Annotated in this window: 9 protein-coding genes; 8 read left to right on the plus strand and 1 reads right to left on the minus strand. The window is 71.6% G+C overall.

What is annotated here, in order from left to right; translation table 11 throughout:
• The first annotated feature begins 113 nt into the window (after nt 1-113).
• From HGK68_RS04240 to yicI, 6 genes are all read left to right on the plus strand, one after another.
• Nucleotides 114-1,415 carry an ABC transporter substrate-binding protein gene (locus HGK68_RS04240; RefSeq protein ID WP_169164835.1) on the plus strand — a complete coding sequence of 434 codons (1,302 nt, stop codon included), beginning with the start codon at nt 114-116 and terminating at the stop codon, nt 1,413-1,415.
• Nucleotides 1,412-2,368: a carbohydrate ABC transporter permease gene (locus HGK68_RS04245; protein WP_169164836.1), complete on the plus strand. Its 957-nt coding sequence runs from the start codon at nt 1,412-1,414 to the stop codon at nt 2,366-2,368. The genes HGK68_RS04240 and HGK68_RS04245 overlap by 4 nt, the downstream gene beginning before the upstream one ends.
• Entirely contained in the window at nt 2,365-3,291 is a 927-nt protein-coding gene (locus HGK68_RS04250) for a carbohydrate ABC transporter permease (protein ID WP_169164837.1), read from the plus strand. Before HGK68_RS04245 ends, HGK68_RS04250 begins: the two co-directional genes overlap by 4 nt.
• A gap of 1 nt (nt 3,292) precedes the next feature.
• A complete protein-coding gene (locus tag HGK68_RS04255) occupies nt 3,293-5,761 on the plus strand; it encodes a glycosyl hydrolase family 95 catalytic domain-containing protein (protein ID WP_169164838.1) in 2,469 nt (822 codons plus the stop codon).
• Between the two features lie 92 nt (nt 5,762-5,853).
• Nucleotides 5,854-7,881, plus strand: coding sequence for a beta-galactosidase (locus tag HGK68_RS04260; RefSeq protein WP_169164839.1), 2,028 nt, complete (start codon nt 5,854-5,856; stop codon nt 7,879-7,881).
• Nucleotides 7,878-10,121 carry an alpha-xylosidase gene (gene yicI / locus HGK68_RS04265; RefSeq protein ID WP_169164840.1) on the plus strand — a complete coding sequence of 748 codons (2,244 nt, stop codon included), beginning with the start codon at nt 7,878-7,880 and terminating at the stop codon, nt 10,119-10,121. Before HGK68_RS04260 ends, yicI begins: the two co-directional genes overlap by 4 nt.
• Nucleotides 10,122-10,532: 411 nt before the next feature.
• Here yicI and HGK68_RS04270 read toward each other — a convergent pair whose 3' ends face one another.
• Nucleotides 10,533-11,537: a LacI family DNA-binding transcriptional regulator gene (locus HGK68_RS04270; RefSeq protein WP_169164841.1), complete on the minus strand. Its 1,005-nt coding sequence runs from the start codon at nt 11,535-11,537 to the stop codon at nt 10,533-10,535.
• Between the two features lie 215 nt (nt 11,538-11,752).
• Between HGK68_RS04270 and HGK68_RS04275 the strand changes: the two genes are divergently transcribed.
• Together HGK68_RS04275 and HGK68_RS04280 are read left to right on the plus strand one after the other, a co-directional pair.
• Nucleotides 11,753-13,207 carry a GH1 family beta-glucosidase gene (locus tag HGK68_RS04275; protein ID WP_169164842.1) on the plus strand — a complete coding sequence of 485 codons (1,455 nt, stop codon included), beginning with the start codon at nt 11,753-11,755 and terminating at the stop codon, nt 13,205-13,207.
• Nucleotides 13,208-13,279: 72 nt separating this feature from the next.
• Nucleotides 13,280-13,588: a hypothetical protein gene (locus HGK68_RS04280; RefSeq protein ID WP_169164843.1), complete on the plus strand. Its 309-nt coding sequence runs from the start codon at nt 13,280-13,282 to the stop codon at nt 13,586-13,588.
• Nucleotides 13,589-13,592: the final 4 nt, after the last annotated feature.

The raw sequence follows: 13,592 nt of genomic DNA on the forward strand, positions 1-13,592 counted from the left end.
CTGGTCGCACAATTTCGCACACGCAAGATCGAAGCGCTTCGCCGACTCGCCCAGGTGAACAGCGCCCCGGCTGTCACCCCACCCCCCGGTGGCTTCAGAGAGGAACGCCAACGATGGCACGTGGAAGCAAGAAGCGGCTGCTCGCGGCAGCAGCGACGGTCGGTGCGCTGAGCCTGGCGGTGACCGCCTGCTCCAGTGGTGGCGACGACGGCGGCTCCGGCTCCGCGGGCGAGCCGGTCACCCTCCAGTTCTGGGGCTGGGTCCCCGGCCTGGAGGACACCGTCGCCGAGTGGAACGCCGCGCATCCCGACATCCAGATCGACTTCTTCCGGATGACCGGCGACGACGGCGACAAGATCCCGGCGGCCATCGACGCGGGGACCGCCCCCGACATCGTGCAGATGTCCAGCCACTCGTTGCCGGGCCACATCATCAACGACCGGCTGACGGATATCACCGAGTACGCGGGTGACCTGGCCGACGAGTTCACCCCGTCCTCCTGGGGCACCGTGGTCTTCGACGACGCGGTGTACGCGATCCCGCAGGACTCCGGCCCCACGGGCCTGCTCTACCGCACCGACATCTTCGCCCAGTACGGCATCGAGGTGCCGACCACCTGGGACGAGTACCTGGACGCCGCCCGCGCCCTGCACGCGGCGAACCCCGAGGTGTACATCGCCCAGTTCTCCCCGAACGAGACGGGGTTCTGGATCCAGACCGTCTGGCAGAACTCCGGCTCCTGGTACGGCATCGACGGCGACTCCTGGCAGGTCAGCGTCAACGACGAGGCCAGCATGGAGGTCGCCGAGGTGTGGCAGACCCTGCTGGACGAGGACCTGGTCAAGACCGTCGAGATGTGGACCCCCGAGTACTGGGCCGAGGTCAACGCGGGCACCATCGCCACCATCAACTACGGCGCCTGGTTCCCCGCCCTGCTGAAGGAGAGCGCCGCCGGCCTGTCCGGTCAGTGGGGGATCGCCCCCACTCCGACCTTCGCCGGTTCCGACGCCGCCGGTGAGTCCGGTGGCTCGGTGAACGTCGTGCCGCGCGGCACCGAGCACGTCGAGCAGGCGGTCGAGTTCATCAGCTGGCTGAACGCCACCGAGGAGGGCACCAGCCACCTGATCGACGGGGGTGTCTTCCCCTCCGCGACCGTCGGACAGGAGAACAGCGACCTGCTGGTCGAGGACGAGTTCTTCGGCGGTGCGGTCGCCAACCAGGTCTTCGCCGACGCGGCCGTCACGGTGCCCGACTCCTGGGTGGACGGGCCGACCTACGACCTGACCCAGGACGCGTTGAAGGACGCCTTCGCCCAGGTCGCCAACGGGCAGCTCACCTTCGCCGAGGCGCTGGACCAGGTGCAGGCCAAGACGGTGAAGGACCTGAAGGACATGGGTCTCGAGGTGCAGGGGTGAGTTCCACCACCTCGGCCACCTCGGCCAGCGCGGCTCTCCGCTCCCGGCGCCCCCGTGGTGCCCGGAGCGGGGGGCTGCGGGCCGCGCCCTACTTGTTCATCGCGCCGTTCGTCGCGCTGTTCCTGGTGTTCCTGGTGCTGCCGATCGTGATCGCGGTCTACAAGAGCTTCTTCGCCGTGCAGCGCTCGGGGCTCGGCTTCGGCGGTGGGGAGGAGGCGTTCGTCGGCCTGGACAACTACGTGCAGGCATTCGGGAACGCGGAGTTCCTGCGCTCCTTCGGCCGCGTCCTGGTCTTCGGTGCCGTGCAGGTCCCGGTGATGCTGCTGATCGCGCTGGCGCTCGCCCTGCTGTTCGACTCCGCGATGGTCCGGGGTAAGAAGTTCTTCCAGCTCGCCGTGTTCCTGCCGTACGCCGTGCCGTCGGTGGTCGCCGCGCTGATCTGGGGCTTCCTCTACCAGCCCAAGGTCAGCCCGATCGTGGAGCTGCTGCGTGGGATGGGGGTCGACCCGCAGTTCCTGGCCCCCGGGACGGTGATGTGGTCGCTGGTCAACGTGGTGATCTGGTCGGTGACTGGCGTCAACATGATCATCATCTTCAGCTCGCTGCAGACCGTCCCGCGCGAGATGTACGAGGCGGCACGGATCGACGGCGCCAGCGAATGGCGGCTGGCCTGGCAGATCAAGGTGCCGATGATCATGCCCGCCGTGCTGCTCACGACGCTGTTCTCGATCATCGGGACGCTGCAGCTGTTCAACGAGCCGATGACCCTGCGGTCGATCACCTCGAACATCTCCGGCTCCTACACGCCGAACATGGCGATCTACCAGACCACCACCCTGGGCGGGAACCTCAACCTCGGTTCCGCGATGGCCGTGCTGCTCGGGATCGCGACCATGATCCTGTCCATCGCGCTGTCCGCCGCCTCCAACCGGAAGAAGGGCGGTGCGCGATGACCGCCCCGACCGTCGTCAGCGGCCGGCCCGCCGCGACCACCCCCGGCAAGCCGACCAGGCTGCGCACCACCGCCGAGGGCGAACGGCCCAGCCGGGCAGCCCGGGCGATCGGCTGGGCGGTGATGATCGTGACCGCCGCGTACTTCCTGGTCCCGGTCTACTGGCTGATCGTCGCCTCCACCAAGAGCACCGGCGACCTGTTCTCCACCCCGGGGTTCTGGTTCGCCGACCTGCACCTGTTCCAGAACCTGGCCGATCTGACGGCCCGGGACGGCGGCATCTTCTGGCGTTGGCTCGGCAACTCGGTGATCTACTCCGGTGTCGGCTCGATCCTGATGACGTTCATCTGCGTCATCACGGGCTACGCGCTGGCCGTCTACCGGTTCCGGGGGCGGTCGGTCGTGCTCGGCGCGGTGCTCGGATCGATGCTGGTCCCGCAGACGGTGCTCGCCCAGCCGATCTACGTCCTGCTGGTCGAGATCGGCCTGAACAACACCATGCTCGGTGTGCTGCTGCCGCAGCTGGTCTACCCGTTCGGGGTGATGCTCGGCTTCGTGTTCGCCGGTTCCGCGGTGCCGGGGGAGATCCTGGAGGCCGCCCGACTGGACGGCGCGAGCGAGTGGCGGATCTTCCGGTCCATCGCCTCGCGCCTGCTCAGCTCGGGTTCGGTCACGATCCTGCTGTTCGCGTTCATCGGCTCCTGGAACAGCTACATGCTGCCGCTGCTGGTGCTCACCGACACCCGGTTGCAGCCGGTCACCGTCGGCCTGTCCGGCTGGAGTCAGGCGGCCATCACGATCCCGGGTCTGCAGACCCTGGTGATCATCGGTGCCCTGGTGTCGATCGTCCCGATCATCGTCATCTTCATCTCGCTGCAACGGTTCTGGCGTTCGGGCCTGGCCGCGGGCGGCGTGCGGTTCTGAGGTGACGACCGATCGTCCCGGGCGGGAGCTGCTGTACCGCCGACCGAGCTCCGGTTGGCTGGACGGGCTCCCGCTCGGGAACGGTCGGACCGGCGCGATGGTGCAGGCATCGGCCGATCGGCTCCACCTCAGCCTGAACGACGTCACGGCGTGGTCCGGCGGGGTGGGGTCGGCGACCCGACGAGGCGCGATCACCGCCGAGCGGGCGGCGGCAGCGCGTGCCGAGGCGGCCGCGCTCTGGGACCAGGGGCGGATCGTCGCCGCCGAGCGCGCGCTCGCGGCGCTGCAGCAGGACTACGTGCAGGCGTTCATGCCGTTCGCCGACCTGGTGCTGCGGATCGACGGGGTGGACGGGCCGCTCACGCGCCGCCTCCGGCTCCGGGACGGCGAACACGTGGTCGTCGCCGGGGGGATCACCCAGCGCACGCTGGTCTCCGCCGTCGACGGGATCCTGCTGCACCGGCTCACCGCGGACCGGCCGGTGGAGATCGACCTGTCGCTCGGCACGCGGCTCGGCGATCCGCGGGTGACGGCGTCGGCCGACGGCGCGGTGCTCACCCTGGCGCTGCCCGCCGACGTGGCCCCCGGTCACGAGCCGACCGAACCGGCGCTGCGCTGGCGGGTGCCGGGTGTGCAGCCGCTGACCGGGGCGCTCGCGGTCTCCTGGCGGCACGACGGGCGGCTGGACGATGGCCAGTGCGACGGGCCCTCGCACGACGGGTGTCCCCGGCTGCGCTTCACCGGGGTGCGGCACCTGGAACTGCGCCTGGCCACCGCCACCGACTTCGACGGCATCGGCCGACCGCCCCGGGGCAGTGCCACCGAGCGGGCGACATCGGTGCTGGCCGGCGCCGCGGCGCTCGACGCCGACACGCTGCACGGCCGACATCTGGCGGATCACCGCGCGCTGATGGACCGCTTCCGCCTGGACCTCGGCCCCGCCACCCATGCCGGGTGCCCCGCCGCCCCCGATCCGCGACCCGTCTGCCGCGACCCGCGCCCCGGCCCGGACGCCCCGCGCTCCGCCCCTGACCCGGACGCCCGGGGCCGAGCAACCGACCCGGGGTCGGCCGCCCTCGACACCGACGAGCGCGTCCTGGCCGCTCACGCCCACCCGGACGGCCCGCTCACCGCCGACCCCGACCTGCTGGCGCTGCTGGTCGACTACGGCCGCTACCTGGTGATCGCCTCCTCGCGACCCGGCGGGCTGCCCGCCACCCTGCAAGGGCTGTGGAACGCCGACCCCCGCCCGCCGTGGTCCAGCGCCTACACCCTGAACATCAACACCGAGATGAACCTCTGGGCGGCAGGTCCCACCGACCTCGCGTTCACCGCCGATCCGGTGCTCGACCTGGTCGAGGCGCTCGCCGACCGGGGGGCCGACACCGCCCGGCGGCTGTACGGCGCTCGCGGCTGGGTCGCGCACCACAACACCGACGCCTGGGCGAACACGCTGCCGACGGCGGGCGACGCATCCTGGGCGCTCTGGCCGATGGGTGGGGTCTGGCTGGTGCGGCAACTGGACGAGCTGCGCCGACTCGACGCGGTCGACGACGCCTGGTGCCGACGGTTGTGGCCGGTGGCGGTGGGGGCGACCGAGTTCGCCCTCGACCTGCTCACCGAGCGACCCGACGGCAGCCTGGCGACCTGGCCCTCGACCTCACCGGAGAACACGTTCGCCACCGACGCCGGTCCGGCGGCGCTGACCCGGGGCACCGGGATGGACCGTGTCCTCTTGCACGAGCTCGCCGCCTCGGTGCGCGGACTCGCCGACCGCCTGGCCCTGACCCACCCCGTCCTCGACGAGCTGGACGTCGCGTTGCCCCGGGTTCCCGGGCCTCGGGTCGCGGCCGACGGCACCGTCCTGGAATGGGACACCGACCGACCGGCGACCGAGCCCCGGCACCGGCACCTGTCGCACCTGATGTTCGCCTACCCCGGCGCCGGACCGGGGGAGCACGCGGCGGCGGTCGCGGCCACCCTGGACCAGCGGGGCGACGACTCCACCGGCTGGTCGGTGGTCTGGAAGGCGGCGGTCCGGGCGCGGCTCGGCGACGGCGACCGTGCCGGGACCCTGCTTGCCCTGGCGCTGCGTCCCGCCTGGGACGCCGAGCGGGGTCCGCATGCCGGTGGGTTGTACCGCAACCTGCTCGCCGCGCACCCGCCGTTCCAGATCGACGGCAACCTGGGGCTGCCCGCCGTGGTCGCCGACCTGCTCGCCAGCGGGGTCGACGGCACCGTGCATCTGCTCCCCGCGCTCCCTGTGGCGCTCGCGGACGCCGGTGCGGTCGGGGGGCTGGTGGTGCATCCGGGGATCGTGGTGGACCTGCGCTGGTCGCAGGGGCGGCCGACCGCCGTCTCGCTGACGGCCCGGTCGGATCGATCGTCGGGGCATCGCCTGGTCCGCTGGCGGGATCGTCGCTGGCTGGTGCAGTTGACGCCGGGGGTCCGGACATCCGTCCCGCTCTGATATCGACATCGTTCTCCACGGCTTGGTACAGTCGAACAGACGCAATCGAAGCGCTTCGATATCGGAGCCCGAACCCGAGGCAATGACGCACGGTGCACCCTGATACCCCTCGCCGGAACGCCCGGAACGCCTTCAGCACCCTGGTGCGGGAGCGCGGCCTGCTGTACGGCGGCGACTACAACCCCGAACAATGGCCCGCCGAGGTATGGCCGGAGGACGTCGCGCTGATGTCCGCCGCCGGGGTCAACCTGGTCACGGTCGGCGTGTTCTCCTGGGGGCGACTGGAGCCGCAGCCCGGCGAATGGAACCTGGGCTGGTTGGACCAGGTGCTCGACCTGCTCGCCGCCGCCGGGATCGCCGTCGACCTCGCCACACCGTCGGCCTCCGCGCCACCGTGGCTCGCCGTCGACCACCCGGAGACTTCGGCGGTGAACCAGGACGGGGTGCGGATGAGCCACGGCTCGCGCAACCACTTCTGTCCCACCTCCCCGGTGTACCGGGAGCACGTCCTGCGCATCGTCCGGGTGCTGGCCGAGCGCTACGCCGACCACCCGGCGCTGGCGATGTGGCATGTCGGGAACGAGTTCGGCCAGGTCTGCTACTGCGATCTGTGCGCCGATGCCTTCCGCGCCTGGTTGCAGCGGCGCTACGGCGGTCTCGACGAGCTGAACCGGGCCTGGGGCACCGCGTTCTGGTCGCAGCACCACGGTCGCTGGTCGGAGGTGATCCCGCCGCGCAGGGCGCCCTACCTGCACAATCCGACCCAGGAGCTGGACTACCGGCGGTTCGCGTCCGACCAGCTGCGCGATCTCTACCGGGTCCAGGCCGAGCTGCTCCGGGACGCGACCCCCGCCGTCCCGGTGACCACCAACTTCATGGGCTTCTTCCCGCTGGTGGACTACCAGAGCTGGACCGACGACCTCGATGTGGTCGCCGACGACTGGTACGCCGACCCCGCCGACCCGCGCAGCCCGGCCCGCGCCGCGCTGACCCACGACCTGATGCGCTCGCTCGGCGACGGCCGCCCCTGGGTGCTGATGGAGCAGGCCACCAGTGCTGTCAACTGGCGACCGCACAACCTGCCCCGATCGGCCGGGACCATGCTGGTGGACTCGGTGCGGGCGGTCGCCCACGGCGCCGACGCGATCTGCTACTTCCAGTGGCGGGCGTCGCTGGCCGGGGCCGAGCGCTTCCACTCCGCGATGCTCCCGCACGCGGGGCCGGACACCGACCTGCACCGCGCGGTGATCGAGCAGGGAGACGTGCTGCGGCGGCTGCGCCCGGTCGCCGGCACCCGGGTGGAGGCCCGCGCGGCGCTGGTCTTCGACTGGAGCTCCTGGTGGGCGGGCCGCGCACCCGGCAGCCCCAGCGACCGGATGGACGCGGTCGACCGTCTGCTCGACGCGTACGAGCCGCTGTGGCGTGCCGGTGTCGCGGTGGACGTGGTGCCGCCCGGTGCCGATCTGGACGGCTACTCCCTGGTCGTCGTCCCCGGGCTGTACCTGGTGTCCGACCAGGACGCGGCGAACCTGGCGCGGGTGCCGGAGCGTGGGGGAGTGCTGCTGGTCGGACCGTTCTCCGCCGTCGCCGACCCGGATGCGCACATCCGCGCCGGGCGGTTCCCCGGTCCCTGGACCGAGGTGCTCGGGGTGAGCGGAGAGCAGCATCGCCCGTTGCCCGAGGTCGGGGTCGAGGTGCGCAGCGAGCTGATCGGCGACTTCACCGCGCACACCTGGTCCGAGCTGCTGCGCGCCGACGACGCCGACGTGCTGGCCCGTTACGCCGGTGCCGGACTCGCCGGCCGCCCCGCCCTCACCCGACGCACCCACCCCGGCGGCGGCAGCGCCTGGTACCTGTCCACCGTGCCGCCCGCCGACGCGCTGAACCGGATCGTGCTGGCGGCCGCCGAGGCCGCCGGGCTGCGGGCACCGGTGGACTGCCCGCCGGAGGTCGAGGCGATCCGGCGCGGTGACGTGCTGTTCCTGCTCAACCACGGCACGCGGCCGCGCACTGTCCGTCTGCCGTACCCGGCCACCGACCTGATCGGTGGCACCCGCACCACCGGCGACCTCGTGCTGCCCGCCGAGTCCGCCGCCGCCATGATCGAGGAGGATCGATGAAGTTCACCGACGGCTACTGGATGACCCGACCAGGTGTGAGCCTGCTCAAGCCGGTCGGCGTGGACGAGGTGGTGGCCGGCGACGGCTCGCTCACCGTCTACGCCGCCAGCGCGCCGCTCACCAAGCGGGGCGACACCCTCAACCGGCCGCTGATCACCATCACGCTGGACTCCCCGGCCGAGGGTGTCCTGGGTGTCACCGTCGAGCACTTCCGCGGCGCGAACGATCCCGGACCGCACTTCGAGCTGACCGGCTCCGGCGGCCCGGTCGCGAAGGTCGACGTCCCCGCGACCGGCCCGGCCACCCTCGCCACCGGCAACCTCACCGCCACCGTCGCCACCGAGGGCGGCTGGTCCCTGGACATCGCCGTCGACGGCCGCCGGGTCACCGGGTCGGACGCGCGCGGCCTGGCGATCGTCAACGCGGACGGCACCCCCTACGTCCGCGAGCAGCTCGACCTGGGCGTCCGCGAGCACGTCTACGGCCTGGGCGAGCGGTTCACCGCCTTCGTGAAGAACTCGCAGACCGTCGATGTCTGGAACGCCGACGGCGGCACCTCCTCCGAGCAGGCCTACAAGAACGTGCCCTTCCTGCTCTCCGACAAGGGCTACGGCGTCTTCGTCGACCACCCGGAGCACGTCTCCTTCGAGATCGGCTCGGAGGCGGTGTCGCGCACCCAGTTCAGCGTCGCCGGCCAGCGGCTGCGCTACTACGTGATCGCCGGGCCGGATCCGAAGGACGTGCTGCGCCGGTACACCGCGCTGACCGGGCGACCGGCTGCCGTGCCGGACTGGTCCTACGGGTTGTGGCTGTCCACCTCCTTCACCACGTCCTACGACGAGGGCACCGTGATGTCCTTCATCGACGGCATGGCCGAGCGTGGGCTGCCGTTGAGCGTCTTCCACTTCGACTGCTTCTGGATGCGGCAGTTCCACTGGAGCGACTTCGTGTGGGACCCGGCGACCTTCCCGGACCCGGAGGGGCTGCTGCGCCGGCTGCACGAGCGCGACCTCAAGGTCTGCGTGTGGATCAACCCGTACATCGCCCAGCGCAGCCACCTGTTCGACGAGGGTCGCGAGCTCGGGTACCTGGTGAAGAACCCGGACGGCTCGGTCTGGCAGTGGGACATGTGGCAGGCGGGGATGGCCCTGGTCGACTTCACCAACCCGGAGGCGGTCGCCTGGTACCAGGGCAAGCTGCGCACCCTGCTCGACATGGGGGTCGACTGCTTCAAGACCGACTTCGGCGAGCGGATCCCGACCGACGTCCGCTGGCACGACGGCGGCGACCCGCAGGCGATGCACAACTACTACACCCAGCTCTACAACAAGGCGGTCTTCGACCTGCTGGTCGCCGAGCGCGGCGAGGGCGAGGCCGTGCTGTTCGCCCGGTCGGCGACCGCCGGTGGTCAGCAGTTCCCGGTGCACTGGGGTGGTGACTGCGAGTCGACCTTCGTGTCGATGGCCGAGTCGCTGCGCGGCGGCCTGTCTCTGTCGATGAGCGGCTTCGGCTACTGGTCGCACGACATCGGGGGCTTCGAGGGCACCCCGGACCCGGCGGTGTTCAAGCGCTGGCTCGCCTTCGGTCTGCTGTCCAGTCACTCCCGGCTGCACGGCTCCGACTCCTACCGGGTGCCGTGGGCCTTCGACGACGAGGCGGTCGAGGTCACTCGCCGGTTCACCGAGCTCAAGCTGTCCCTGATGCCGTACCTGGCCCGGGTCGGCCGCACCGCGCACACCGAGGGCCTGCCGGTGATGCGACCCATGGTGCTCGAGTTCCCGGCGGATCCGGCCACGGCCACCGTGGACACCCAGTACATGCTGGGCGAGAGCCTGCTGGTCGCCCCGGTGTTCTCCGCCGACGGCGAGGTGGACGTCTACGTGCCGGAGGGCACTTGGACCAGCCTGATCGACGGCAGCCGGATCACCGGACCGCGTTGGCACCGCCAGCGGCACGACTTCCTGTCGGTGCCGTTGCTGGTCCGACCGGACTCGGTGCTGCCGGTGGGTGCCCGGACCGACCGGCCGGACTACGACCACGCCGACGGTGTCACGCTGCGGCTGTTCGACCTGGTCGACGGGCACGCGTCCACCACCACCGTCGGCCAGGTGTCGTTCCGGGTCACCCGGACCGGCGACACCATCACGGCGACCGCCACCGGTGCCACCGCCCCGTGGTCGATCCAGCTCGGCGACCGGGTCGTGGCCGCCGAGGGCGACACCGCCACCCTGGCGATCTGACCCGCGTCGGCCGCACTCCCGCGACCCCGGGGAGTGCGGCCGACCCGCCTCCGCCCACCCGCCTCTGCGTCGAAGTCGGCACTCCGCGCCCGTCGACCCGGCTCCACCCACTCGCCTCTGCGTCGAAGTCGGCACTCCGCGCCCGTCGAGGCCGGGCGAACTGCCGACCTCGGGCGCGAACTGCCGACCTCGGGCGCGAACTGCCGACCTCGCGTGGTGACCTGCCGACCGCCCCGCCCCTGGGCGCCTGGGGGCGGCTCCGCCCACCCCGGCCCGGCTCCGCCCACTCGTGGCTGCGTCGAAGTCGGCACTCCGCGCCGATCGAGGCCCGGCGAACTGCCGACCTCGGGCGCGAACTGCCGACCTCGGGCCCGAATTGCCGACCGCGCCCGCGCCTGCGCGCCGGGGGCGTCAGACCGCCGGTGCCGACACCGATCCGCGGTCGGTGACCTCCGGGGACACCAGCCGGGTGGTGGACAGCGCGTCCCCCTCCAACTGGGCCATCGCCATCTCCAGCGCCACCCGACCGATGTCCTCGCCCGGGACATCGATGCCGGTGAGCGGCTGGGGCAGGCCGGTGCCGGTGTCGGCGGCGCCGATCGCCACCACGGAGATGTCCTCCGGGACGCGCACCCCGCGCCGCTCCAGCGCGGACATCACCCCGGGCAACGCCAACTCGTTGTGCACCACCAGACCGGTCACGCCGGGTGTCTCGTCCAGCACCCGCTCCAACGCCACCACGCCACCGGCGAAGTTCGGCTCGCAGGGCAGCATCGTCAGCTCGGCGCCGCGCAGCTCGGCCTCCTCGGCGACCCCGGCCCGCATCCGGATCGCGTAGTTCGCCCGGCGGTCGATCCGTTCCTGCGATGCCCCGATCAGGGCGATCCTGTGGTGTCCGGCATCGGTCAGGGTCCGGACGGCCGAGCGCCCGGCGGCGGTGAAGTCCAGGTCCACGCAGCACAACCCGCTCGGGTCGGAGGGCACGCCGATCAGCACCGACGGCTGCTTCAGGGACCGCAGGGCCGGCAGTCGCTCGTCCTCCGCCTCGACGTCCATCACGATGATCGCGTCCGCCATCGACGACGACGCCACCCGGTCCACCCCGTTGCTGTCGTCCTGGGTGAGCAGCAGCACGTCGTGGTCGTGCGAGCGGGCGGCCGTCACCACGCCGCCGACGAACTGCATGATGATCTGGACGTTGATCCCCGGCCGGAACGGCACCATCAGCGCGATGATGTTGCTCCGGCTGGACGCGAGCGCCCGCGCCCCGGCGTGCGGCCGGTAGCCGAGTTCACGGATGGTGCGCTCCACCCGCTCCCGGGTCCGGGGCGAGATCGGTCGCTTGCCACTGAGCACGTAGCTCACCGTCGAGGCCGAAACCCCTGCGGCCTTCGCCACGTCGTCGATCGTCGCCATGACGCTCACCCTAGTGCGCGCCGAAGCGGTTCGATCCCTGCTTCCCGGCCGCGGGTGCCCCCAGCGGCGGCGATCCGTCGAAGCCGCCGTCGAACGGGGTTAGCGGGAGCGTTCCCATCGCGGTATCGTATCGTTTCGACAAGCGCCGACACCGTCGTCTGCACCGGCCAGCCCCGCGTGCCGTCGACCGGATCCCGATCGACCGAAGGACTCGCATGCCCGCCACCCGCCCGTCCGGCCGCCAGTTCCCCGCCGACTTCGTCTGGGGCTCCGCCACCGCCTCGTACCAGATCGAGGGCGCCGCCACCGAGGGTGGTCGCGGTCCGTCGATCTGGGATACCTTCGCCACCGTCCCGGGCGCCGTGCTCAACGGTGACACCGGCCTGGTCGCCGACGACCACTACCACCGCGTCCCCGAGGACGTCGCCCTGATGCAGGAGATCGGGCTGGAGGCCTACCGGTTCTCGATCTCCTGGCCGCGGGTCCAGCCCACCGGGTCGGGGGAGTGGAACGAGGAGGGCATCGCGTTCTACGTCGACCTGGTCGACCGCCTGCTGGCCGCCGGGATCAACCCGGTCGTCACCCTCTACCACTGGGACCTGCCGCAGCCGCTGGAGGACGAGGGCGGCTGGACCAACCGGCGCACCGCGTACCTGTTCGCCGACTACGCCCGCAAGATGGCCGAGGTCCTCGGCGACAAGATCGAGATCTGGACCACCCTGAACGAGCCGTGGTGCTCGGCCTACCTCGGCTACGCCTCCGGGGTGCACGCCCCGGGTCGCCAGGACCAGGCAGCCTCCCTGGCGGCGGTGCACCACCTCAACCTGGCGCACGGTCTGGCGTCCACCGCCATCCGCGAGGTGCTGGGCGAGGACGCCACGGTCTCGATCACGCTCAACCTGCACGTCACCCGGGCCGACAGCGACGCCGCCGAGGACCTGGCGGCGCGGCACAAGATCGACCTGATCGCCAACGAGGTCTTCCTGCAGCCGATCCTCGAGGGCCGCTACCCGGAGGAGATCTTCGCCCAGACCGCGGCGGTCTCCGACTGGTCCTTCGTCCAGGACGGCGACCTGGAACTGATCCACCAGCCGCTCAGCCTGCTCGGCGTGAACTACTACTCCACCGGTCGGGTGCGCAAGCTGCACGGCGAGCCGAAGGTCGGCGACGGCAGCCCGGGCGTCGACGGTCACAAGTCCTCGGTCGTGAGCACCTGGGTCGGTGCCGAGGACGTCGAGTGGCTGCCCCAGCCCGGTCCGCACACCGCGATGGGCTGGAACCAGGAGCCGCAGGGTCTGACCGACCTGCTGGTCTCCCTGCACCAGCGTTACCCCGAGCTGCCGATGGCCATCACCGAGAACGGCGCCGCCTTCGCCGACCAGGTCTCCGCGGACGGCCGGGTGCACGACGAGGACCGGGTCAGCTACCTGCACGACCACATCGACGCCGTGGGTGCCGCGATGGACCAGGGTGCCGACGTGCGCGGGTACTTCGTCTGGTCCCTGTTCGACAACTTCGAGTGGGCCTACGGCTACGACCGCCGGTTCGGCATCGTGCGGGTCGACTACGACACGCTGGAGCGGATCCCCAAGGACTCCGCGTACTGGTACAGCGAGCTGATCCGCACCGGCACCATCGCCCCGGTCGAGACCGCGCCGCAGCTGGGCTGAGCCCGACCGACCGGCACCCCCGCCCCCGCACGTCGGGCGCGGGGGTGCCGTGCCATGGGTGAGGATGGGACGGTGCCACGTTCACGTCGATCCGGTAAGCGGCCGTACAACGCCGAGCACGTCCCGCTCGACCTCGACCGGGTCGGCGGTATCCGGCGGGCCGAGTCCGGCCCGGACGGGGAGTGGACCACCCAGCGGGTGCGCGGCTCGGACCGCACCTTCCGCTGCCCGGGCTGCGACCAGCTGATCGCCACCGGCACCGCGCACGTGGTCGCCTGGCAGGCGGACAGCATCCTCGGCGACGCCGCTGCCCTCGACAATCGGCGGCACTGGCACACCTCCTGCTGGGAGGCCCGGCACCGCCGCCGACCCACCCGCTGACCGG

It is taken from the genome of Cellulomonas taurus (assembly GCF_012931845.1).
Taxonomy (GTDB): domain Bacteria; phylum Actinomycetota; class Actinomycetes; order Actinomycetales; family Cellulomonadaceae; genus Cellulomonas; species Cellulomonas taurus.